Annotated in this window: 16 protein-coding genes; 11 read left to right on the top strand and 5 right to left on the bottom strand. The window is 62.1% G+C overall.

The features are described from left to right. Positions 1-228 precede the first annotated feature (228 nt). The 10 genes from LVE68_RS03335 to glcF all read left to right on the top strand — a co-directional run bounded on the left by LVE68_RS03335 (position 229) and on the right by glcF (position 13,455). Positions 229-1,872 (top strand): serine hydrolase, encoded by a 1,644-nt coding sequence (locus LVE68_RS03335; RefSeq protein WP_232942971.1) that lies wholly within the window; start codon positions 229-231, stop codon positions 1,870-1,872. A gap of 11 nt (positions 1,873-1,883) precedes the next feature. Continuing rightward, positions 1,884-2,930 carry a S66 peptidase family protein gene (locus LVE68_RS03330; RefSeq protein WP_232942970.1) on the top strand — a complete coding sequence of 349 codons (1,047 nt, stop codon included), beginning with the start codon at positions 1,884-1,886 and terminating at the stop codon, positions 2,928-2,930. Between the two features lie 125 nt (positions 2,931-3,055). Next, positions 3,056-4,450, top strand: a complete 1,395-nt coding sequence (locus tag LVE68_RS03325) for a Na+/H+ antiporter NhaC family protein (protein ID WP_232942969.1) — start codon at positions 3,056-3,058, stop codon at positions 4,448-4,450. Positions 4,451-4,468: 18 nt separating this feature from the next. Beyond that, positions 4,469-6,391 carry an aminotransferase class I/II-fold pyridoxal phosphate-dependent enzyme gene (locus tag LVE68_RS03320; protein ID WP_232942968.1) on the top strand — a complete coding sequence of 641 codons (1,923 nt, stop codon included), beginning with the start codon at positions 4,469-4,471 and terminating at the stop codon, positions 6,389-6,391. Between the two features lie 131 nt (positions 6,392-6,522). After that, a complete protein-coding gene (locus LVE68_RS03315; protein ID WP_370636832.1) occupies positions 6,523-7,191 on the top strand; it encodes a M15 family metallopeptidase in 669 nt (222 codons plus the stop codon). A gap of 83 nt (positions 7,192-7,274) precedes the next feature. After that, complete coding sequence (locus tag LVE68_RS03310) at positions 7,275-8,459, top strand: exo-beta-N-acetylmuramidase NamZ family protein (RefSeq protein WP_232942966.1); 1,185 nt, start codon at positions 7,275-7,277, stop codon at positions 8,457-8,459. A 3-nt stretch (positions 8,460-8,462) separates the two neighbouring features. After that, entirely contained in the window at positions 8,463-9,653 is a 1,191-nt protein-coding gene (locus LVE68_RS03305) for an acyltransferase family protein (RefSeq protein ID WP_232942965.1), read from the top strand. A 21-nt stretch (positions 9,654-9,674) separates the two neighbouring features. Beyond that, positions 9,675-11,123, top strand: coding sequence for an FAD-linked oxidase C-terminal domain-containing protein (locus LVE68_RS03300; RefSeq protein WP_232942964.1), 1,449 nt, complete (start codon positions 9,675-9,677; stop codon positions 11,121-11,123). Next, a complete protein-coding gene (gene glcE / locus LVE68_RS03295) occupies positions 11,116-12,180 on the top strand; it encodes a glycolate oxidase subunit GlcE (protein ID WP_232942963.1) in 1,065 nt (354 codons plus the stop codon). The genes LVE68_RS03300 and glcE overlap by 8 nt, the downstream gene beginning before the upstream one ends. Positions 12,181-12,183: 3 nt before the next feature. Continuing rightward, a complete protein-coding gene (gene glcF, locus LVE68_RS03290) occupies positions 12,184-13,455 on the top strand; it encodes a glycolate oxidase subunit GlcF (protein ID WP_232942962.1) in 1,272 nt (423 codons plus the stop codon). Positions 13,456-13,577: 122 nt separating this feature from the next. Here the strand turns inward: glcF and murQ are convergent, their stop codons facing one another. The 3 genes from murQ to LVE68_RS03275 form a co-directional block, all read right to left on the bottom strand. Continuing rightward, a complete protein-coding gene (gene murQ, locus LVE68_RS03285) occupies positions 13,578-14,552 on the bottom strand; it encodes an N-acetylmuramic acid 6-phosphate etherase (RefSeq protein ID WP_232942961.1) in 975 nt (324 codons plus the stop codon). A 138-nt stretch (positions 14,553-14,690) separates the two neighbouring features. Further along, the gene (locus LVE68_RS03280; RefSeq protein WP_232942960.1) at positions 14,691-15,560 is read right to left on the bottom strand and encodes a BadF/BadG/BcrA/BcrD ATPase family protein; all 870 of its coding nucleotides are present in this window, start codon (positions 15,558-15,560) and stop codon (positions 14,691-14,693) included. Next, positions 15,557-17,131, bottom strand: a complete 1,575-nt coding sequence (locus LVE68_RS03275; RefSeq protein WP_232942959.1) for a sodium:solute symporter — start codon at positions 17,129-17,131, stop codon at positions 15,557-15,559. The genes LVE68_RS03280 and LVE68_RS03275 overlap by 4 nt, the downstream gene beginning before the upstream one ends. 216 nt (positions 17,132-17,347) lie before the next feature. On the opposite strand from LVE68_RS03275, the gene LVE68_RS03270 reads away from it, so the two are divergent. Continuing rightward, positions 17,348-18,217 carry an SIS domain-containing protein gene (locus LVE68_RS03270; RefSeq protein ID WP_232942958.1) on the top strand — a complete coding sequence of 290 codons (870 nt, stop codon included), beginning with the start codon at positions 17,348-17,350 and terminating at the stop codon, positions 18,215-18,217. Positions 18,218-18,646: 429 nt separating this feature from the next. On the opposite strand, the gene LVE68_RS03265 is transcribed toward LVE68_RS03270, so the two are convergent. Together LVE68_RS03265 and LVE68_RS03260 are read right to left on the bottom strand one after the other, a co-directional pair. Then, entirely contained in the window at positions 18,647-19,339 is a 693-nt protein-coding gene (locus LVE68_RS03265) for a 2OG-Fe(II) oxygenase (RefSeq protein WP_232942957.1), read from the bottom strand. Between the two features lie 288 nt (positions 19,340-19,627). After that, entirely contained in the window at positions 19,628-20,302 is a 675-nt protein-coding gene (locus tag LVE68_RS03260; protein WP_232942956.1) for a type 1 glutamine amidotransferase domain-containing protein, read from the bottom strand. Positions 20,303-20,322 lie beyond the last annotated feature (20 nt).

Below are 20,322 nucleotides of genomic sequence, written 5' to 3'. Positions count from 1 at the left end.
GGGGCTCCGGGGTCGTTTGCCTTCGGTTTGAATAAATTATATTTACACGGCAAATTCGTATTGATAAATTATTCTGAAAATTATTCTAAACCAGTGCCAGCGTCAAGTCAGTCGAGGGCAAATGGAGCGCCAAAGGGTATGCCGCTTCGCCTGTGCCAGGCCTGTGGCGGCTTCGGCGATGTGCGTTTACTGCGAGTGGCTGGCGCCTGACGGCCGATTGGAGATCCGATGCGACCCACCTCCCTGAAGAAACGATTATTCCTGTCGGCTACTGGCCTGGCGGTAGTCACGCTGTTACCCGGCTGTGGCAGCGACCGCGATGCGGACCAGTCGCCCATAAACCCTGAAGCCCTGGTACAGCGGGTAATTGAGGAGGAGCGGGTGCCGGGGGCAGCAGTGGGGATCTGGCGCGATGGCGAGCCGGTGCTGGTCAGGGGGTTCGGTGTGACCAACGTCGACAGTCCGCGCCCGGTTGACCAGGAAACCCTGTTCAAGCTGGCTTCCACGACCAAGGCGTTCACCACCGCGGCGCTGGCGCTGCTGGTGGAAGAGGGCAAGCTGGACTGGGACAGCCGCGTGGCGGATTACCTGCCGCAATTTGCCCTGGGGGACGAGTGGATTACCCGCGAGTTCCAGGTGGTGGACCTGCTTACCCACCGTTCCGGGCTGGGTCCCGGCGCGGGCGACCTGATGCTGTGGCCGCAGCCCAACAGCTTCAGCCGTGCGGATATCCTGCAGGGGTTAAGGCACCTGCCGGTGACCGGCAGCTTTCGGGCCGACTACGCCTACGACAACCTGCTTTATATCGTGGCCGGCGAGCTGATTGCCGCCGTATCCGGCATGAGTTATGAGGAGTTTGTGCAGCAACGCCTGCTGGCGGAGCTGGGCCTGGAGCACTGTTACGCCGGACCGGTGCCGGAGGCGGCGCGGGACAACCTGGCCGACCCCCACCGGCTGGAGGGCGATCGCCTGGTGGTCGATACGCCCAACCTGGCGCCCGACCACCCGATTGTCCTCGCCGCTGCCGGGGGCATGCACTGCAGTGCCGGCGATATGCTGCGCTGGTTGCGCACATTGCTGGCGGGCGGTGTGAGCCCGGACGGGCAGCGCCTGCTGAGCGAGGAATCCCGCGATCGGCTGTGGCAGCCGGTCACCCTGATGCCAATGTCGCCCGAGCGTGCCGAGCGTGATGGTGGCCACTTCTATGCGTACGCGCTGGGATGGCGGGTGCAGGATATGTATGGCAAGCGGGTGATTCACCATACCGGTTCGCTGTCGGGCATGTATGCGTGGACGGCGATCGTACCGGAAGAAAAGCTGGCCATGGTGGTGTTGATGAACCGCAGTGCCGGTGTCGCACGCCAGGCACTGATCCACGGGCTGCTGAAGCCCTACCTGGGGGCCGAGCCGCGGGACTGGCTGGCGCACTTCCAGGAGCTTTGGGGGGGCGCCGCGGCGCCCAGCGAACCGGAACTGCTGCCCCGGCCCGAGAGCCGTGCACCGGTCGCCCGCAAACAGGTTGAGGGGCGCTACCGTGATCCCTGGTTCGGGCCGATGGAGATCTACACAGGCGCGGCGGGCAAATTGCGCTGGCGCTCACTGAAATCCCCGCGGCTTGTGGGCACTATGGAATCCGCTGCACCGGGCGTCTGGAGCCTGCGCTGGGACGACCGCAGCCTGCAGGCAGATGCCTGGTTGGTAGCCGAACGGGGCGACGATGGCGAGCTGGTGGTCACCATGCAGCCCCTGTCCCGCGGGGTGGACTTCAGTTATGACTTCCCGGACCTGCGCTTTGTCCGTACCGGCCCGGCCGGGGAAAACGGCGAGGCGGTGGGTCTGTTGGCACAGAAGAAACAGAAGAATAAGCAGTGACAGGAGTGAACGTGGACAGAAGAACCCTGATCAAGAGCCTGGTATCGGCGCCATTACTGGGCGCAATGGCCGGTGCCGCCACCCATGTCGCGGCCGCCGGGGAACAGCGGCCGCGTAGACCCGCCAGGCTGCGCAAGGGCATGACCGTAGGCCTGGTCACTCCGGCCAGCAACGCCTGGGAGGACGAGGATATCCGCTTCGCCATCGATGTGGTGAAGTCGCTGGGATTCCGGGTAAAGGAAGGCGAACACCTCTACCAGCGCACCCAGTACCTGGCCGGCCCGGACCTGGCCCGGGCCCAGGATATCAATGCCATGTTTGCCGATGACAGTGTGGATGCGGTGTTCTGCCTGCGGGGCGGCTACGGCACGCCGCGAATCCTGCCGATGCTGGACTACGACACCATTGCGGGGAATCCCAAGGTATTACTGGGCTACTCCGATATCACCGCGCTGCTGAATGCCATTTACCAGCGCTGCGGTTTCGTTACCTTTCACGGCCCCATCGCCGCGCAGAACTTTACCGATTACACCCTTGAGGAGTACCGCAAGGTGCTGGTGCGCGGTGAGTCCCCGACCCTGCTGGGCGCGCCGCCGCCCTTCGAGGCCCGGCCGGGCAGGGCGGAGCACCGCAACCGCATTACCCGCTTTCGCGGCGGGCGCGCCCGCGGTCGCCTGGTGGGGGGCAACCTGACCCTGGTGTGCAGCCTGCTGGGCACCGAGTTCGAGCCCGACTTCCGCGACCGGTTGCTGTTCCTCGAGGACGTGGGTGAGGCGCCTTACCGTATTGACCGGATGCTGACGCAGTTGTGGCTGGCCGGGAAGCTCGACCAGGTGGCGGGTATCGTGTTTGGCAAGTTCACGGAGACCGACACGGACGGCAACACCTTCAGCGTCGAGCACGTGTTGCGGGAGCGCTGTGCGGGGCTGGAGGTTCCCGTGGTGCGGGGCCTGATGATCGGTCACGTGGACGACCAGACGGTCGTGCCGGTGGGGGCCATGGCGGAACTTGACGGTGATGCCGGCACTCTGAAACTGCTCGAGCCGGTAGTTACGTGATCACAAAACCACTATGATGCGTTCTGCCGGGCCTGTCGCCCGGCGTCCGGGTGACCGGGCGATGCCTGCCGGATTGGCGGGAGCCGGGGGCTGGCCGGCGAAATCAATAATAAATAGAAGCCTGTATGACTGATTTGACCTGGATTACCCTGCTTCCCCCGTTTATCGCCATCGGCCTGGCCCTGCTGACCCGCCAGGTATACCTGGCCCTGTTTGCCGGTATCTGGCTTGGCTATTTCCTGCTCAACCAGTCCGGGGTGCTGCCCTCCCTGGCGGAAGCCCTCGACGGCGTGCTGGCGGTACTGGCCAACCCCGGGGATGCGCGCGTGGTCATGTTCACCCTGGTGATCGGTGCCTTTATCCTCACCCTGGAGCGCAGCGGTGCCGTTACCGGCTTTGTGCGCTTCCTGGAGCGCAGCCGCTGGGTCACCAACGGCAAGCGCGCCCAGTGGATGGCGTGGCTGGTGGGGGTGCTGATCTTTATTGAATCCAATATCACGGTGCTGGTCTCCGGCACCGTGTCGCGCCCGCTGTTCGATCGTTTCCGCGTGGCGCGGGAAAAACTCGCCTATATCATCGACTCCACCTCTGCCCCGATCTGCATGCTGATCCCCCTCAATGCCTGGGGTGCTTTCAACCTGGGCCTGCTTGAGGGACTGGATGTGAGCGACCCGCTGACAGTGCTGCTGTCCAGTATCCCCCTGAATCTCTACGCCATTACGGCAGTGGCCCTGACGGCTTTTACCATCTCACGCAATTACAACCCGGGCCCCATGGCTGCAGCGCAGGCGCGGACTGATGGTGGTGAAGTGGACGGGATTGAGCTCACCGCGTCGATCAAGGGTGAGAAGACCAGCAAGCCGCGAGCGGTCAATATGCTCCTGCCGATCCTGGTGCTGGTGCTGGCGATGCCGGCGAGCCTGTGGATTACCGGCAACGGCGAGATCTTTGCCGGCTCCGGATCCACTTCGGTGCTATGGGCCTCGCTGGCCGGGCTCGCGGTGATCTCGGTGCTGGTGCTGGCGCAGCGGATCATGAAGCTGGACGAGCTCAGCCATACCTGGATGGAAGGTGCCGGGCGTATGCTGCCGCTGGCAGTGATCCTGGTACTGGCCCTGGCACTGGGATCGGTCTCCAAGACCCTGGGCACCGGGGACTATGTGGCCGGCATGGTGGGTGACGCGATTCCATTGTGGTTGCTGCCACTGGTGATTTTCCTGGTCTCGGGCCTGATTGCTTTCTCGGTAGGCTCCAGCTGGGGCACTTTCTCGATCATGCTGCCGATCGCGATTCCGGTCGCATCGGCACTGGGCGCTGAACCCGCCCTGTTCGTTGCCGCCGTGCTTTCCGGCGGTATTTTTGGGGATCATTCCTCGCCAATCTCGGACACCACGATTGTCTCTTCGCTGGCGTCCGGCACTGAACATATCGACCACGTCCGGACACAGTTGCCCTACGCGCTGCAGGCCGGTGCCATCAGCGCGGCGGGCTTTGTCCTGCTGGGTGTGGTCATGCTGTAACTGAATATGGGTTTGGAAATGGATTGTAAAGTTGTACTGGTTACTGCGGATGCCCAGTTCGGCCGCCGCTGGGTGAATGAACTGGCACAGGTAGCGGAGAGCGATGAGGGTTCTCCACTGGGCCTGGTGTTCAATTACTGCGAACCTGGCCAATCGCTGACGGAACAGCTGGGCGATGGCGCCACCCAGGTGGTGGCGCTGGATGACGGCGCGCTCGATGCCGACTCCCTGGTGGAGTGCTACCGCGAACTGCGTCGCCTGCGGGCAGAGATCGACTGTGTGCTGCTGACCGCGTGTAAGACGCCGACCGAGGAACGCATCTATGAGTGCGTCATCTCCCGGGCCGAATCCAACTATGGTGTGGTTTACCGGACACTGCGGCGAATCCTGCTGGAGCGCATCGCCACCCCGTTTGCCGACGCCCTGAAGGAATATGTTTATGCCGCGCGGGACTCTTGGCATACGCCCGGTCACTCCAGCGGCGACAGCCTCAGCTCCAGTCCCTGGGTGGTGGATTTCTATCGCTTTATGGGTGAGCACATCTTCAACACGGATCTATCGGTCAGTGTGAAAATGCTGGACTCGCTGATGGATCCCATCAGCGTGATCCGCCAGGCCCAGAACCTGACTGCGAAAACCTTTGGGGCGAAGCACAGTTACTTCGTCACCAACGGCACTTCCACTTCGAACAAGATTGTACTGCAGCACCTGTTGCGCCAGGGCGATCGCGTAGTGGTTGACCGCAACTGCCACAAGTCTGTCCACCACGCGATGATCATGAGCGGCGCAGTGCCGGTGTACCTGGAGTCATCGGTGAACCAGCACTACGGTGTCTACGGCCCGGTGCCGAAAGCGAGCATCTTCCGGGCAATCGAGGAAAACCCGTCGGCGCGCCTGCTGGTACTGACTTCCTGCACCTATGACGGCCTGCGCTATGACCTGAAGCCGATCATTGAATTTGCGCACCAGCACGGCGTGTACGTGCTGATCGATGAGGCCTGGTATGCGCACGGGCGATTCCACCCGGAACTGCGCCCCACGGCGCTGGAGTGCGGGGCGGACTTTGTCACCCAGTCGACCCACAAGATGCTGTCGGCGTTTTCCCAGGCGAGCATGATCCACGTGGGCGAGAGCGTGGAGAATTTTGATGCAGCTGGCTTCCGTGAAGATATCAATATGCACACTTCCACCAGCCCGCAGTACGGGATGATCGCCAGCCTCGATGTGGCGCGCAAGCAGATGAGCATCGAGGGTTTCAATGTCATGAGCCGCACGCTCGGGTTTGCGGAAGAGATCCGCAGTTTCGTGCGGGAGTCCACCGCCTTCCGCTGCCTGGGCGTCGATGACCTGTGCAGTGAGGAGGTGGCGCAGGACGGCATTCGCCTGGATCCCACCAAGGTCACCATCGATGTCGGCTGCGCCGGCCTGTCTGCGCCCGCGGCGCAGTACCGGCTGTTCAATGAGTTTGGTATCCAGGTCGAGAAAAATACCCACAATACCCTGTCTTTCCTGGTCACCATCGGCACCACCGAGAGCAAACTGCTGCGCCTGAAACAGGCGCTGCGCAAGCTGTCGGAGAGCGCCGGCGATGCCGCCGGGGCCGACCGTGGCCAATCGCTGCCGCCACTGGCGGATATCGTTGCGCTGCCGCGCACGGCCTATTACGCCCGCGGTGAGTTACTGCCGCTGGAGCGCGAGGACATGTCCGCGCTGGTAGGCCGGATTTCCTGTGACGAAATCGTTCCCTACCCACCGGGCATCCCGCTGCTGGTGCCGGGGCAGGAAATCACCGCGGAGATACTCGCGGCAATCCAGTCCTATGTCTTCGAACGTGAGGACCTGGAAATGCATGGCGTACGCCATACCGGGGGCAGGGTGGCTTTGCGGGTGATGACCGATTCCGAAGCACAGCCGGCACGCCGCGAACTGCAGGATATCTGATCGGGAGATTACCCATGGAAGGACATGACAGGGACAGTAGATTGAACGAGCGGCAATACCCCGGATCGCACGGGCCATTGCAGTGGAGGGCCGGCTGCCAGCCGGCCCTCAGGCCGCACCGAAAAAGGTTCCTGGCATGTTTCTCGCCGCTGATTCTCGCGCTGGCCGCCTGTGCGGGCGATGACGTCGGGGCTGACGCCGGTTTCCAGCCGGTATCGGTACAGGGGGATGGTATCCGGGTCGAAATGAAATATTTTACTGGTGATAACCTGGTGGGTGAGCCGCTCGACGGTTACCGGGCCAACCACTGCCTGCTGGTCCCGGTTGCTGCCGAAGCCCTGCAAAAGGTCGCCGATGACCTGGCGAGGCGGGGGCTGGGGCTGGAAGTCTTTGATTGCTACCGGCCCCAGCGCGCGGTGGATCATTTCGTCCGCTGGGCCGGCGCGCCAGAGGACTTTTCCACCAAGTCGCAGTTTTATCCCCGCGAGAAAAAATCACAGATGTTCGAGCGCGGCTATATTGCCGAGCGTTCCGGCCACAGTCGCGGGGCGACAGTGGACCTGGGTCTGTACAACCTGCAGAGCGGGGAATCGCTCGATATGGGTACCGGCTTCGACTTTATGGACGAGCGTTCCGCGACTGCATTCCCGCTGGAAAACCCTGAAGCCGTGCGCAATCGGCAGTTGCTCAAAGATTCCATGGCGGCGCACGGATTCGTCAATTACGCCCAGGAATGGTGGCACTATACCTACAAGCCGGAACCCTGGCCGGAGCAGTATTTTGATATTCCAGTGGAGTGACAGCAGCCCCACCGAATAAATTTCCCGGCGGGAACTCCCGGTAAGTTTCTGTATCAATAGTTCGACAGCAGGGGTATTGGAAAATGCAAAGGCAATGGTTTGGTCGACTCTGCCTGGTCCTGGTGGCGCTGGTGGCCAGCGGCTGCCTGCAGGCAGAACAGGAGAATCCCCTGCTCACTGGCGCTGAGCGCGCCGACGCCTACCTGCCGCTGCTGGGCGATGAGCGGGTGGGCCTGGTGGTCAACCAGACTTCCCGGGTCGGCGACCGCCACCTGATCGACTTCCTGCGCGACCGGCAGGTAAAAGTGCAGAAGATATTCGCGCTGGAACACGGTATCCGTGGTGATGTGGAGAATGGCGGCAAGGTCGAGGGTGGGGTGGATGGCCCCACCGGACTGCCGGTGGTCTCCCTCTACGGTGGCAGCTATGCCCCCAGTGAAGCACAGGTCGCGGACCTGGACTGGCTGTTGTTCGATATCCAGGATGTGGGCGTGCGTTTCTATACCTACATCAGTTCCCTGCATTACCTGATGCAGGCCTGCGCCGATTACGGCGTGCCGCTGCTGGTGCTGGACCGGCCCAACCCCAATGGGGATTACGTGGACGGCCCGGTGCTGGAGCCGGACTTTCGCAGTTTTGTCGGCATGCACCCGATCCCGCTGGTACACGGGCTGACTGTGGGTGAGCTGGCGCAGATGATCAACGGCGAGGGCTGGCTGGAGGGCGGCGCGCAGTGCGAACTGACCGTGATCCCGGTGGCGGGCTACGAAAAATCCATGGCTTATTCGCTGCCGGTAAAGCCCTCCCCGAACCTCCCCAACGACCTGTCGGTTCGCCTGTACCCGTCACTGGGATTGTTTGAAGGTACCAGTGTCAGTATCGGTCGCGGGACCGATTTCCCGTTCCAGGTAATCGGCCACCCGGCTGACACGGTGGGTAAATTCAGCTTTACCCCGCGGCCGGTGCCGGGTGCCAGCGAAAATCCCAAGCACCGTGGCAAGCAATTGAGTGGGCAGGACCTGCGTAGAGAGCCGCTGTCGATCCGGTTTAACCTGGAGTACCTGGTGGACTGGCAAAAGCGTACGGGCGAGGGTGGCGAGCAGTATTTTTCCCGCCCCGGTTTCTTCGACAAGCTGGCCGGTACCGATGCGCTGCGCCGGGCGATCCTGGCTGGCCAGGGGGCAGAGGAAATCCGCCACAGCTGGCAGCCGGATATCCGCGCCTACCTCGAGCGGCGCCAGCCCTACCTGCTCTACCCGGAGGGCTGAGGCATGTTGCGGCAGCATATCGACCGGATCATGGCACTGCAGCCGCAGGGGCGGCTGGTATCGGTGGACCTGCTGCGCGGACTCGCTATCGCCGCAATGGTGCTGGTGAATAATCCCGGCAGCTGGTCCTACGTTTATGCGCCCCTGGCCCATGCCGATTGGCATGGCTGGACTCCCACTGATGTGGTATTCCCGCTGTTCCTGTTTGTGGTGGGCATTTCCCTGGTACTGGCGAACGGCAGCCGCAAGGCGTTCCCGCCGGTGGGCTGGCCACAATGGTCACGGGCGTTGAAGCTGTTCGGGCTGGGGCTTTTCCTGGCGGTATTTTTTTACAATTTCCGCGATGCTTCCTACAGCTGGCTCGAGGACCGCATCGAGGGGATCCGCTGGCTGGGTGTCCTGCAGCGTATTGCGCTGGTATATATCATCACCTGTTACCTGCTGCGCTGGTGTTCGCCGCGCGCGCTTGCCGGCGTTGCAGTGCTCCTGCTGGCGGTGCCCTGGGGCCTGATGCTGCTTGTCCCTTACCAGGGGGCCGGCGGCGAAATATTCCTGGGACAGCTGGAGTTCGGCAATCACTTTTCCGCCTGGCTCGACCAGCAGTTGCTCGGCAGTGCCCATGTCTATTACCGCACCGCCGAACCCTTTGCCTTTGACCCGGAGGGGTTGCTGACCACCCTGCCGGCGGTGGCCACCTGCCTGCTCGGGGTCTTCGCCGGTTTGCAGTGGCGACAGGCGGGGAAGTCGGTGGCAGCGCAGAAAACGCTCTGCCTGCAGTGGCTGCTGGCTGGCCTGGCTTTGCTGGTGGCGGGGCAGCTGGGGCATCCCTGGGTTCCCATCAACAAGGCCCTCTGGTCTCCCAGTTTTGTCATGGCGACCGGCGGTGTGTCCCTCATGTTACTGGCGGGCCTTTACTTCCTGGCTGACATCAATGGCCACCGTCGCGCGCTCGCGCCCCTGGCGGTTTTCGGGGTCAATGCGATAGCGCTGTTTATGCTGGCGGGGGTGGTCGGGCGGCTGCTGATCATGATCCCGGTGGGTGACATGACACTGAAAGGCTGGGTGTTCAATACGCTTTACCAGCCCCTGTTCGGCGGTTACGGAGGCTCTCTGGCATTTGCACTGACCTGCCTGCTGGGCTTCTATTGGGTGATGTGGCAGATGTACCGGCGGCAGATAATCTGGAAGGTATAGAACCTGTAAAGGATTCACGGCATGACTGAGGGGCAGGGAGCACCGATCATATCAGCGCTGCGCCGCGCCGTTGGCGCAGGACGCGTACTGAGCCGGCGCGAACAGGTAGCACCATTCGAGTGCGATGCATTGCCCGTTTACTGTGAGCGCCCCGTGGCCGTGGTGCTGGCCCGCAGTGAGGCGGATGTGGTGGCGACGGCGCGCCTGTGCCACCAGCACAGTGTGCCACTGGTCACCCGCGGGGCCGGCACCGGCCTGTCGGCAGGGGCAAAGCCCTATGGGCGTGGCGTATTGCTGGTGACTGCGCCGATGAGTGAAATCCTCTCCCTGTGCCCGGACAGCTTGACCGCCCGGGTGCAGCCCGGTGCCATCAATGAGCAGATCTCCCGTGCTGCTGCGGCACATGGCCTTTATTATGCCCCCGACCCCTCGTCCCAGATCGCCTGCTCGATCGGAGGCAATGTGGCGGAAAACGCCGGTGGCGTGCACTGCCTGAAGTATGGGGTCACGGTGCACAATGTGGTCGCCCTGCGCATTGTGACAATCGAGGGAGAAGTGCTGTCTGTAGGCGGTGATACATTGGCGCGGCCCGGCTATGACCTGCTGGCACTGGTGCATGGCTCTGAGGGATGCCTGGGTATTGTTACCGAAGTCACCGTGAAGCTGACGCCCCTGCCGGAGCAGACCCGCACCCTGATGGCTGACTTTCCGAGCGTCCGCGCCGCTTCCGATGCAGTTTCCGCAATCGTCCGTGCCGGTGTGATCCCGGCGGCAATGGAAATGATGGATGCCCTTGCCATCTCCGCGACAGAAGAGTTCTGCCACGCTGGCTATGCGCTGGATGCGGCGGCGATCCTGATTATTGACCTGGACGGCGCACCCGATGAGGTGGAGGCCGAACTCTCCCTTGTACGGGAGGAGCTGGGCCAGTCCGGGGCCAGCCGGGTGCAACTGGCGGACAGAGAGGCCCAACGGGCATTGTGGTGGAAGGGCCGCAAGAGCGCCTTTCCCGCCATCGGCCGCCTGAGTCCCGATTATTACTGCATCGATGGCACGGTACCGCGACACCGAATCGGCGATGTTCTCGAGGCCATTGACGCCTTTTCCCACCGTTACAATCTCCGTGTCGCCAATGTGTTCCACGCCGGAGACGGTAACCTGCACCCGATCATCATGTTTAATGGTGAGGAAGCCGATGCCCTCAAGCGGGTGGAACTGCTGGCCGCAGATATCCTCGAGTACTGCATCGAGGTGGGCGGCACGATTACCGGGGAGCACGGCGTGGGTATGGAAAAGATCAACCAGATGGCGGTGCAGTTTTCCGATGCGGAAATTTCCCAGTTCCTGGCGGTCAAGCAGGCCCTCGACCCCAGGGGCCTGTTGAACCCGGACAAGCTGATTCCTACCCTGGCGCACTGCCAGGAATACCGGGCGATCCGTGAGCAGCGACGGGACACGGGCAATGGCTGAGCACAATATGAGTGAGCAACTACAGCGGGCGGTGCGCCAGGCCCTGGAAAATCCCGCCGGCAAGGGCCTGCGGATCCGCGGTGCCAATACCCGTGCGCACTTGTTGCCGGGGGACTACACGGATGAGGCGGTACCGGTGCTCGATAGCAGTGCCCATTGCGGCGTGATCCAGTACCAGCCGGATGAACTGGTTTTGCGCGCGCGCGCCGGGACACCACTGTCGGAGCTGGAGTCCCTGCTCGCCAGCCACGACCAGGAGTTTGCCGCGTCAATGCCGCAGCCCGGTCTGGCCAGTACCCTCGGCGGTGCCATTGCCTGCGGCTGGGATGGTCCGGCGCGCCCCTATGGTATGTCCCTGCGCGACGCGGTGCTCGGTTGCCGCATGATCAACGGCCGTGGTGACCTGGTTAATTTTGGTGGGCAGGTGATGAAAAACGTCGCCGGCTACGACCTGGCACGACTACAGGCTGGTGCACTGGGTACCCTGGGCGTGCTGCTGGACGTTAGCCTGCGGCTGTTGCCGCGCCCCGAGACCAGTGCCAGCCGGTTCTTCCGGGTGACACCGGAAGACCTGCCGGAGTGGTGGCGCCGCGCGCGGTCCCTCGGGCCCCTGCTGCGGGGGACCTGTTATCTCGACGGGGAGCTGCACCTGCATTTGCGGGGCCGCGAGCGGGCGGTGTCCGCCGCGCTTGCTTCCCTGGGCGGGGAGCAAAGCCACCTGGACTGGCTCGCAGTGCGCGACCTGCGCCACCCGTTTTTCTGTACCGACCAGCTCGCCTGCGTAAACCTGCCGCCGCGTTCGCAGTTCCGGCCCGCGACCGGGGAGGCAATGGTGGAGTGGGAGGGCGCACGAGTCTGGGTTCGTGGCGGGGACCATCTGCAATTACAGCGGCAGGCGCGGGAGCAGGGCGGTTTCCTGCAGGTATTGCGCGGCAAGGCGCTGGCACTGCCGGCGCCTGCCAGGGACTGGCAGCGACGGGTCCGCAATGCCTTTGACCCCGCGGGCCTGTTCAATCGTGCCCTCTATTCAACCCATTTCCACGGTGCGGGAGACTGACGCATGCAGGTCAACATCATCGACGGCCTGCTCACTCCCGGTGATGCGCAACGGGCTGAAAAAGTACTGAATGCCTGCGTTCACTGCGGGTTCTGCACTGCCACCTGTCCCACTTACCTGCAGGAATACAACGAGCTGGACAGCCCGCGCGGGCGAATTTACCTGATCAAGGAGATGCTTGAGACAGGTACCCCCAGTGATGTCACCCGCCTGCATCTGGACCGCTGCGTTACCTGCCAGAGCTGTGAGACAACCTGCCCCTCGGGTGTCGAGTACCACAAGCTGGTGGCCATCGGTCGTGCCACCACCGAGCGACTGGCGCCGCGCGGGCGTGTGGGTGACGGCCTGCGCGCTTTATTGCGGAAGCTGATGCTGACTCCCGGTTTGCTGTCCTCGCTGCTGCGCCTGGGACGGTTTGCCGCCCCGCTGATGCCGCCACGGTTGCGGCGGGTTTACTTCCCCCGGCAAAAGGCGCGCAGTAGCGCTGCCAGCGCCACGCGGGTTTCGGCGACGTCAGCCGAGGGCGGGGCGGTGATCCTGTTGCCAGGCTGTGTGCAGCCCGACTTGCGGCCAGGTATCGACGGGGCGCTCAGGCGCATCCTGTCCCACTGCCGGGTACCACTGCTGGCGCCAAGGGCCGCAGGTTGTTGCGGGGCCGTCAGTGCCCACACCAGCGCCCCGGATGAGGGAAGGGAATACGCACGCAACAACATCGACACCTGGTGGCCGATGCTGGAGCAGGCGGAAAGTGAGGGTGGCAGGGGTATCCGGGCGATCGTCTCGACAGCCTCCGGTTGTGGGGTGCAGTTGAAAGATTACCCGACATTGCTGGCCGATGACCCCTACTATGCGAAACGCGCGCAGATACTGGCGGATAAAATGCGCGACCCGGTGGAAGTGGTCAGAGACCTCATCAGCGAGGGACGCCTGGGTATCGATGCCACAAAACTGCCGGCACGGGCGGTATTTCACTGTCCCTGCACACTGCAACACGGCCAGGGGCTGGCAGGCAGTGTGGAACAGGTTTTCCAGCAGCAGGGGGTGGAATTGCCGGCGGTAAAGGATGCCCACCTGTGCTGCGGTTCCGCCGGAACCTATTCCATCCTGCAACCAAAAATCGCGCGCGCGCTGCGCCGGCAGAAACTCGAAAACCTGGAAGCGAGTGACCCGGAGGAGATCCTGACCGCCAATATCGGTTGCCTTTTGCACCTGCAGGGCGGTACCCGGCGGCCCGTACGCCACTGGCTGGAGGCCGTGGCTGCGGCGCTGGATTGACGCTGAGTCGAAAAGGGGGCTACTGCTGGTTACCGGTCGCAGCTCCGCCAGTTAAAGGTAAGTCTGGCCCGGTGGCCGGGCCCGACGGGAGGTTTGTTAAGGCGAGAGAGCCGGGCTGCGGGTCAGCCGTTGACGGCTGTGCCGGCACCACCACCCGGGCCCCCGGGTTCGTTATCCGCTTTGCCCAGTTTCTGCAGGGCCAGTCGCAGGAATCCGTCTGCCTCATCGAGGGCCTGCCGCGCAGCCTCGGTATCCAGGTCTCCCAGGATCATCATTATGGCAAGCTTGGCGTTGTGGTCGCACTGGCCCAGTACCTGGTCTGCCTCCTCGTAAGAAACGCCGGTTGCTTCCATCACGATCCGGCGAGTGCGGCCCACCAGTTTTTCATTGGTGGCCTGCACATCCACCATCAGGTTGTGGAAACTCTTGCCCAGTCGCAGCATGCTGGCAGTGGTCAGCATGTTGAGTACCAGTTTCTGGGCGCTCCCGGCTTTCATGCGGGTGGAACCGGTGAGGATTTCCGGACCTACTTCCGGAAGGATGGCAATATCGGCCTCTGTGGCGATGGCCGCCGCCTTGTTGCAGGAAAGTGCCACAGTTGTAGAGCCGACCTGGTTGGCATATTCCAGCCCGCCCAGCACATACGGGGTGCGACCGCTGGCGGCGATCCCCACTACCACATCCTCGGCGCGCAAATTTATGTCCTGGAGATCCTTGCGGCCCATGGCGGGATCGTCCTCGGCGCCCTCCTGGGCGCGGTAAACTGCCGCATCGCCACCGGCGATCAGGGCAACCACCATATCCTCGGGAACGCCGTAAGTGGGCGGGCATTCCACTGCGTCCAGGATCCCCAGCCGACCACTGGTGCCCGCGCCCATATAAACCAGTCGGCCGCCACTCTTAAAGGCGCTCACGATACTCTCGACCGCAGCGGCAATTTCCGGCAACACTTTACCCACCGCCTCGGGTACCTCGCGGTCAGCACGATTGATTTTTTCCAGCACCGCGGACGTGGGTAGCAGGTCAATATCCTGCGAGTCCGGATTGCGCGCCTCGCTGGTCAGGAGACTCAGTTCCTGAATCAGATTTTGCTTCATCGCTATGGTTTCCACCTGTGTTCCATTTTGCTGTGTTCCATTTTGGTCGCTTCTGGTAATGGTAATGGCCCGGTTACGGATTCCCCTGCCAGTGGAGGCGAAGTGGGCGTGCTGGCCGGGGCAGCTGACCGGGGCAGGTCAGGCATGTTCCCGGACCTCCTGGCGGGCGAGGGCACAGGCGCCATCGAGCGCACTGCCCCGGGGCGGGACCAGCCGCGCCCGCAGGTCTGCCGGAAAGTGTGGCGCCAGGCGATCTGCCAGCCCCCCGAGCAGGGTCAGCGGCAGGTCGTCGTCGCCGAGGGCAGCACGAACCAGGCGCTCCACCTCGGCCACACGCTCGGTTACGATCGCCCGCGCCCGGGCGCAAGTGGGCAGGTGTTCGAAGACGGCAGGAGCCAGCGCCGCGTACTCGTATGACCCTGCAGTCTGCAACCACGGTAATATCGATGCGCGATCACCGCCCACGCGCTGCATTATAGTGCGGCAGAAATCACTTTCGGCCCGGCCGTGCAGGTCCAGCTCCCACAGCAGGGCGCGCACCGCGCCCTTGCCGATGGCGGCTCCGCTGCCCTCATCACCAACCGCCAGCCCCCAACCGCCAAACTGGCGGCTGGTACCGTCGCGGTTCAGTCGCATCACCACCGAGCCGGTTCCCACCGCGGCCACCACCACCGGGGTACCGCCGGCCGCGCCGAACAGTGACGTTATGGCATCGGAGCAGACCCGGACACTGCGAAAGCCCATGGATTCCAGGTGGCCCTGAAGCGATTCGGCCGCGGCGCTGTTACCGGCCCCGGCCACGCCGCAGGCGAGTGCGACCTGTTCTGGCGCCAGCTGCCGCTGTGCCAGCAATTGCCGGCACAGCGTGGTGATATTGCCAATGGCGCCGGACTGGTCCTGGGTCAGCGACGCCGGTCCACCGCGGAGTTCCAGTGTTTCCCCGTTTCCCTGGAGCCGGGCCAGTGTCTTGGTGCCACCGCCGTCGATGCCGATGCTCCAGTCGCTCATGCGCTGGCACTCCGCATTGGCTCCGCGGCCTTTTCGACGGCCGGTTTGCCCAGGCAGCAAAGGGCGAAGGCGATGGCTGTACCCAGGCAGAGCTGCCAGGTAAAAGCCAGCGCCACCGGGTTCTCGTCGCCGGTATAGAGGCTGATCATCCAGGGTTGCTGCAGCAGCGTGGCGACAAAACCGGCCGCCAGTGCCAGGGCGGCACTGGTGCCATTGCCGCGGCGGGTAAACAGCACGGTAAAGAAAACCCCCAGCAGGCCGGAGTAGGCAAAGACCATCACCGACAGGGCGAAAGTGAGTAGTGGCAGGTCGCTGACCTGTTGCCAGTAGAAGCACAGGATGGCCATACCGCTCAGAGCTGCCGCAATTGCCGCCATGGACACACGCCCGGCAACGACAAAATGCCGTGCCGGTTTGTCCCCGCCACGCTTTTCCTGCCAGGGGCGATAAAGGTCCTCGGTCAGGACGCTGGCCATGGAGTTGAGGCTGGAGTTCAGCGTCGACAGGGCGGCGGCAATCACACCGATGGTAACCAGGCCACGCAGGCCGGCTGGCATTTCGTTCAGCACATAGTGCATGAACACGGTGATATCACCGCCGGAGGGTGTGGATACCGCCATACCCCCCATCAGCTCGGGGCGCTGGTAGAAAACATACAGCAGCAGGCCGATACCCATAAAGACAGCCATGACCGGTGCGACCATTACCACCGAGGTAATCATTGCCCGGGCACCGTCGCGCTGGTTCTTACAGGTCAGCAGGCGCTGGGTGACATCCTGGTCCAGCCCGAAGGCGGCGATGTTCAGCAGTACGAAGCCGGTAAAGGTGGACCAGATATTGAAGGGATCACCCAGGTCCCAGCTGGTATCCACCAGTGCCAGTTTGGATGGCTCTCCCCCGGCGGGCTGGTTCAGTGCGGCGAATATCTCCGCGGGACCTGTGGGAATCTGCCAGAGCAGCACTGCGATCACCGCGAACGCGGCACTGACATAAACCATGCACTGGAGAACGTCGCTCTGGATCACCGAGCGCACCCCGCCGACAAAGGTCTGCAAAAGGCCCACCAGGGTCAGTAGCAGGACCGCGAGCACCACGTGGTCGGAGTCGATATCGTTGAAGAGGATCATGGAAACGGCTATCGCCGCCATGTAAAGCCGGGCGCCGCTGGCGAAGACCCGCCCCAGCAGGTACATCCCCCCGGCCTGGTATTTCGAATTGGCGCCGAAGCGGGATTGCAGCAGCTCGTAGACGGTGGTGACCCGCTGGGCGTAAAACCGTGGGATCAGGTGGCGTGCCACGACCAGGGCCGCTAGCAGTGCGCCCAGGTTGGTGAACAGGTAGGTGAGATCGCCGCGGTAGCCCAGGTCCGGACCGCCAAGGAAGGTTGCCGCGGACTGGGTTGTAGCCAGCGTGGAAATGGCCACCATCCACATGGGCATACTATTGTGGGCGAGGAAATAATCGCGGCTGTCGTCTGCTCTCTGCCGGCTGAAATACCAGCCACTGGCCACCAGCACGGCGCCATAAATCGCAAAGATGGCCCAATCCAGGGCGGTGAACTGGAGATTCATAACCGGCATACCTGTCGATTCATATACTGGCGGCCAGCCTGGTTGGCACGCCATTCACCATGCAGTGAGTAATTATTCCTTAGTTATACTCTTATTGGTATCATTTATTCCTTTGCGGCGCAAAGGCTGCCAACCGGGGACCGCCAGCGGGGCACTGGCATGTTATCGTTGGCATCTTTTTCACGTTCGGGTTAGCCCCTGCAGAGAGAAATGGTTATGGGCTCAATCGCCAAGATCCGCACGATGCGGGAATCCATGTCCAATCATGAGCGACGTATCGCGGACTTCCTCCTGGAAAATGTCGAGGAAGTTCGCAGCCATTCGTCCAAGTCACTGGCAGAGTCCGTGGGCGTATCCCAGTCCAGCGTGGTGAAGTTCAGCCAGAAGCTCGGCTACAAGGGCTATTCGGACCTCAAACTCTCACTGACTGAATCGCTGGCAAGGACGTCGCTGCTGCCGAAAGTGATTCACGGTGACATTTCTACTGACGATGATCTGTCGACGGTGGCGCAAAAATTGATTGCGCGCAAAACCGTGGCCCTGAACGAGAGCCTCACCGTAAACAGCGAGGAGCACCTGCAACAGGCTGTGGAACTGCTGCACAGTGCCGACAGGATCCTGCTCGCCGGGGTGGGCGCCTCATCGCTGGTGGCGCGGGACCTGGCATTCAAGCTGATGAAGCTGGGTAAGGCAGTGCTCGCGGAGAGTGACAGCCATGTCCAGGTGGCCAACGCTGCGACCCTGGGCAAGGGTGACCTGGTGTTTGCCATTTCCGAATCCGGCCAGACCCAGGACGTCCTGCAGGTGGCGGAGAACGGCCTGAATTGTGGGGCCGATGTGATTTCCCTGACCGGCTTTTCCCGCAATGCGCTGGTGGAACTGGCCGGGATTAACCTTTTCTGCGTCTCTGATGAGTCGGAGGTGCGCAGCTCTTCAATTCTCGCACGCACGGCGCAGCACATGATTACCGACTTGCTGTTTATCCTGGTTTCGCAGCGAGATGGGCAGGCGAAGGAGCTGTTCGAGCGCAGCCGGGCAGCGGTAAATGTGTTCCGGCGCGGCAAGGGCGGCAAGCGTACCCGGTGAACAGCGGGGTCGCGACTAGATACGGCGACGCATCCCCGGTGAGTTTTGGGTGCGACTAAGCTGTCATTTGTGGCAGGTGTCCTGCCAATCATCCCTTTAATTTTGCAATTGCACCGCTTTTCAGTCGCAAGGGTTGATGCGGGCGTGTAGGAATAATATATTCTTATCTGTTCCGTAAGTAGTGATATTTGGTCACAGCATCGAGCCAGTGTTACTGCCGGGGACGCCGGGTTTTCCTTCCGTTTGCTTCATTGCGGGAAATCCGGATTTTCACCTTGAACTGTCCAATTCCGTATTCTTCCGAGGTCGGGTTGGGTTTGAAGCGGTGGGCGTTGCCCACCGCTTTTTTGTGGGCTGTGATTTTCCGGAGTGGAGGGTGGACTGCGTGGGGGCGGGAGGCAACCAGGGGTTCCGGTGGCATCATGTCGGCTATCCCGGATTGCGACCACCGAGCTTTTTTCCCAACCAGGCTTGTAGCCTTTTCAGCTTGTGGGACAGTCGGCCGCGTTTCGCCTTGCGCAGTTTCTCATCTGCGTTTACCAGCCAGGCCACCTGGATAACATGGCGTTCGCCCTGGAATGGCAGATGACCGTGGAAAGAATTATCGGCCCTTTTGAAGGCCGCCAGTGTGCCATATACGGGGGGGATTTCAGGTATGACGGTATCGTCAAAGTCATCGATCCGATTGAGGAACCGCAGGCAACCATCGCGGCGGCCTTTCCAGTCCTGATTCAGGTAGAGCAGGGCGGTGGCTACCTTGGACTTGCCGTCGGTGTGGATCTTGCCATGGCGCTTCTTCAGCGTGCGTGAAATCGACACGTAGGTAGGGTATTGCGCCAGGTTGTCGATACCAAGCCTGTCGCCCAGTGCATTGGCAAACTCGTGATCGACCAGTCGTGCGACCAGGGCATTTACACTGTCTCCACACTGTTCAGCTTCATAGGGCAGGTAGCCTGCGCCTTTAAGCTTTGGGAAGTGGGCCGACACTGAGTCCATCATGCCAGTCGGCAGTAGGTTCCTTGCAACCAGGAAGTGGAAGGGTTCTGACCTGACAAGCGGTTCTGCATTGTTCAGCGAGGCTGGGGTCAGCCACTCAGCACATTCTTCGATTACAGCTGTCATCTTATTATGTCCTCTATGAGGCTGCCAATCAGCCCGAGCAGACCTTTTCTTGACGAGTGTCCCGTAACCCTTGTCGCGATTATTGTTTTAAGTGATTCGCAATAAAAAATTTATCAGAAGCCTGGGAAGAAGCCAATTGTGATCTCTTTTGGTGCGGTTTAATACCGCGCCAAAACACCTGTTGGGATATTGAGGATGCCCCGGCAGTGACCTGCTTGATGGGCAGGAACGCGGTTTTGGCCAGCGGGAGGGGTGCGCCGGCGATTCGTGCATCGCCGGCGCCAGGAGCTAGAGTAACTTGAGCAGGGCTTCTGCAGCCGCTTCCGAGGAGGCGGGGTTCTGGCCGGTTACCAAGTGGCCATCCTTTACAATAAAGCTTTCCCAGTCGCTGCCGCGACTATAGTTTGCGCCTTTTTCCTTGAGCATATCCTCGACCAGGAATGGTACGACATCGGTCAGTCCCACAGCATCTTCCTCGGAATTACTGAACCCGGTCACATTCTTGCCCTTTACCAGGGGCTGGCCCTCGCTATTCCCGGTATGCCGGAAGATGGCCGGGGCGTGACATACTGCTCCCACCGGCTTGCCGGTGGCATACATGGACTCAATCAGCTTGATGGAGTCCTGGTCTTCCGCGAGGTCCCAGAGCGGGCCGTGGCCACCGGGATAAAATACCGCGTCGAAGTCCCCCGGGTTGACACCTGACAGCTTGCCTGTATTTGCCAGCTGTTGCTGGGCTTCCTGGTCTTTGGCAAAACGCTCAGTGGACTCTGTCTGGAAATCGGGGGCATCGCTTTTCGGGTCCAGGGGTGGCTGTCCCCCCTGCGGGGATGCCAGGGTGATATCGGCACCGGCATCTTTGAATACATAGTAGGGGGCGGCAAACTCTTCCAGCCAGAAGCCGGTTTTCTCGCCGGTGTCGCCCAGTTGGTCGTGGGAAGTCAGAACCATCAGGATCTTCATCGTTCGGTTACCTCGATACT

It is taken from the genome of Microbulbifer sp. YPW16, from assembly GCF_021290385.1.
Classification (GTDB): Bacteria; Pseudomonadota; Gammaproteobacteria; order Pseudomonadales; family Cellvibrionaceae; genus Microbulbifer; species Microbulbifer zhoushanensis.
This window is presented reverse-complemented; position numbering and strand designations above follow the sequence as displayed.

Excerpts from the sequence above, each read along its gene's own strand:
- LVE68_RS03335 (WP_232942971.1), top strand. The coding sequence starts at position 229 with ATGCGACCCACCTCCCTGAAGAAACGATTATTCCTGTCGGCTACTGGC.
- LVE68_RS03325 (WP_232942969.1), top strand. The coding sequence starts at position 3,056 with ATGACTGATTTGACCTGGATTACCCTGCTTCCCCCGTTTATCGCCATC.
- LVE68_RS03320 (WP_232942968.1), top strand. The coding sequence starts at position 4,469 with ATGGATTGTAAAGTTGTACTGGTTACTGCGGATGCCCAGTTCGGCCGC.
- LVE68_RS03310 (WP_232942966.1), top strand. The coding sequence starts at position 7,275 with ATGCAAAGGCAATGGTTTGGTCGACTCTGCCTGGTCCTGGTGGCGCTG.
- LVE68_RS03305 (WP_232942965.1), top strand. The coding sequence starts at position 8,463 with ATGTTGCGGCAGCATATCGACCGGATCATGGCACTGCAGCCGCAGGGG.
- LVE68_RS03300 (WP_232942964.1), top strand. The coding sequence starts at position 9,675 with ATGACTGAGGGGCAGGGAGCACCGATCATATCAGCGCTGCGCCGCGCC.
- glcE (WP_232942963.1), top strand. The coding sequence starts at position 11,116 with ATGGCTGAGCACAATATGAGTGAGCAACTACAGCGGGCGGTGCGCCAG.
- glcF (WP_232942962.1), top strand. The coding sequence starts at position 12,184 with ATGCAGGTCAACATCATCGACGGCCTGCTCACTCCCGGTGATGCGCAA.
- murQ (WP_232942961.1), bottom strand. The coding sequence starts at position 14,552 with ATGAAGCAAAATCTGATTCAGGAACTGAGTCTCCTGACCAGCGAGGCG.
- LVE68_RS03280 (WP_232942960.1), bottom strand. The coding sequence starts at position 15,560 with ATGAGCGACTGGAGCATCGGCATCGACGGCGGTGGCACCAAGACACTG.
- LVE68_RS03275 (WP_232942959.1), bottom strand. The coding sequence starts at position 17,131 with ATGAATCTCCAGTTCACCGCCCTGGATTGGGCCATCTTTGCGATTTAT.
- LVE68_RS03270 (WP_232942958.1), top strand. The coding sequence starts at position 17,348 with ATGGGCTCAATCGCCAAGATCCGCACGATGCGGGAATCCATGTCCAAT.
- LVE68_RS03265 (WP_232942957.1), bottom strand. The coding sequence starts at position 19,339 with ATGACAGCTGTAATCGAAGAATGTGCTGAGTGGCTGACCCCAGCCTCG.
- LVE68_RS03260 (WP_232942956.1), bottom strand. The coding sequence starts at position 20,302 with ATGAAGATCCTGATGGTTCTGACTTCCCACGACCAACTGGGCGACACC.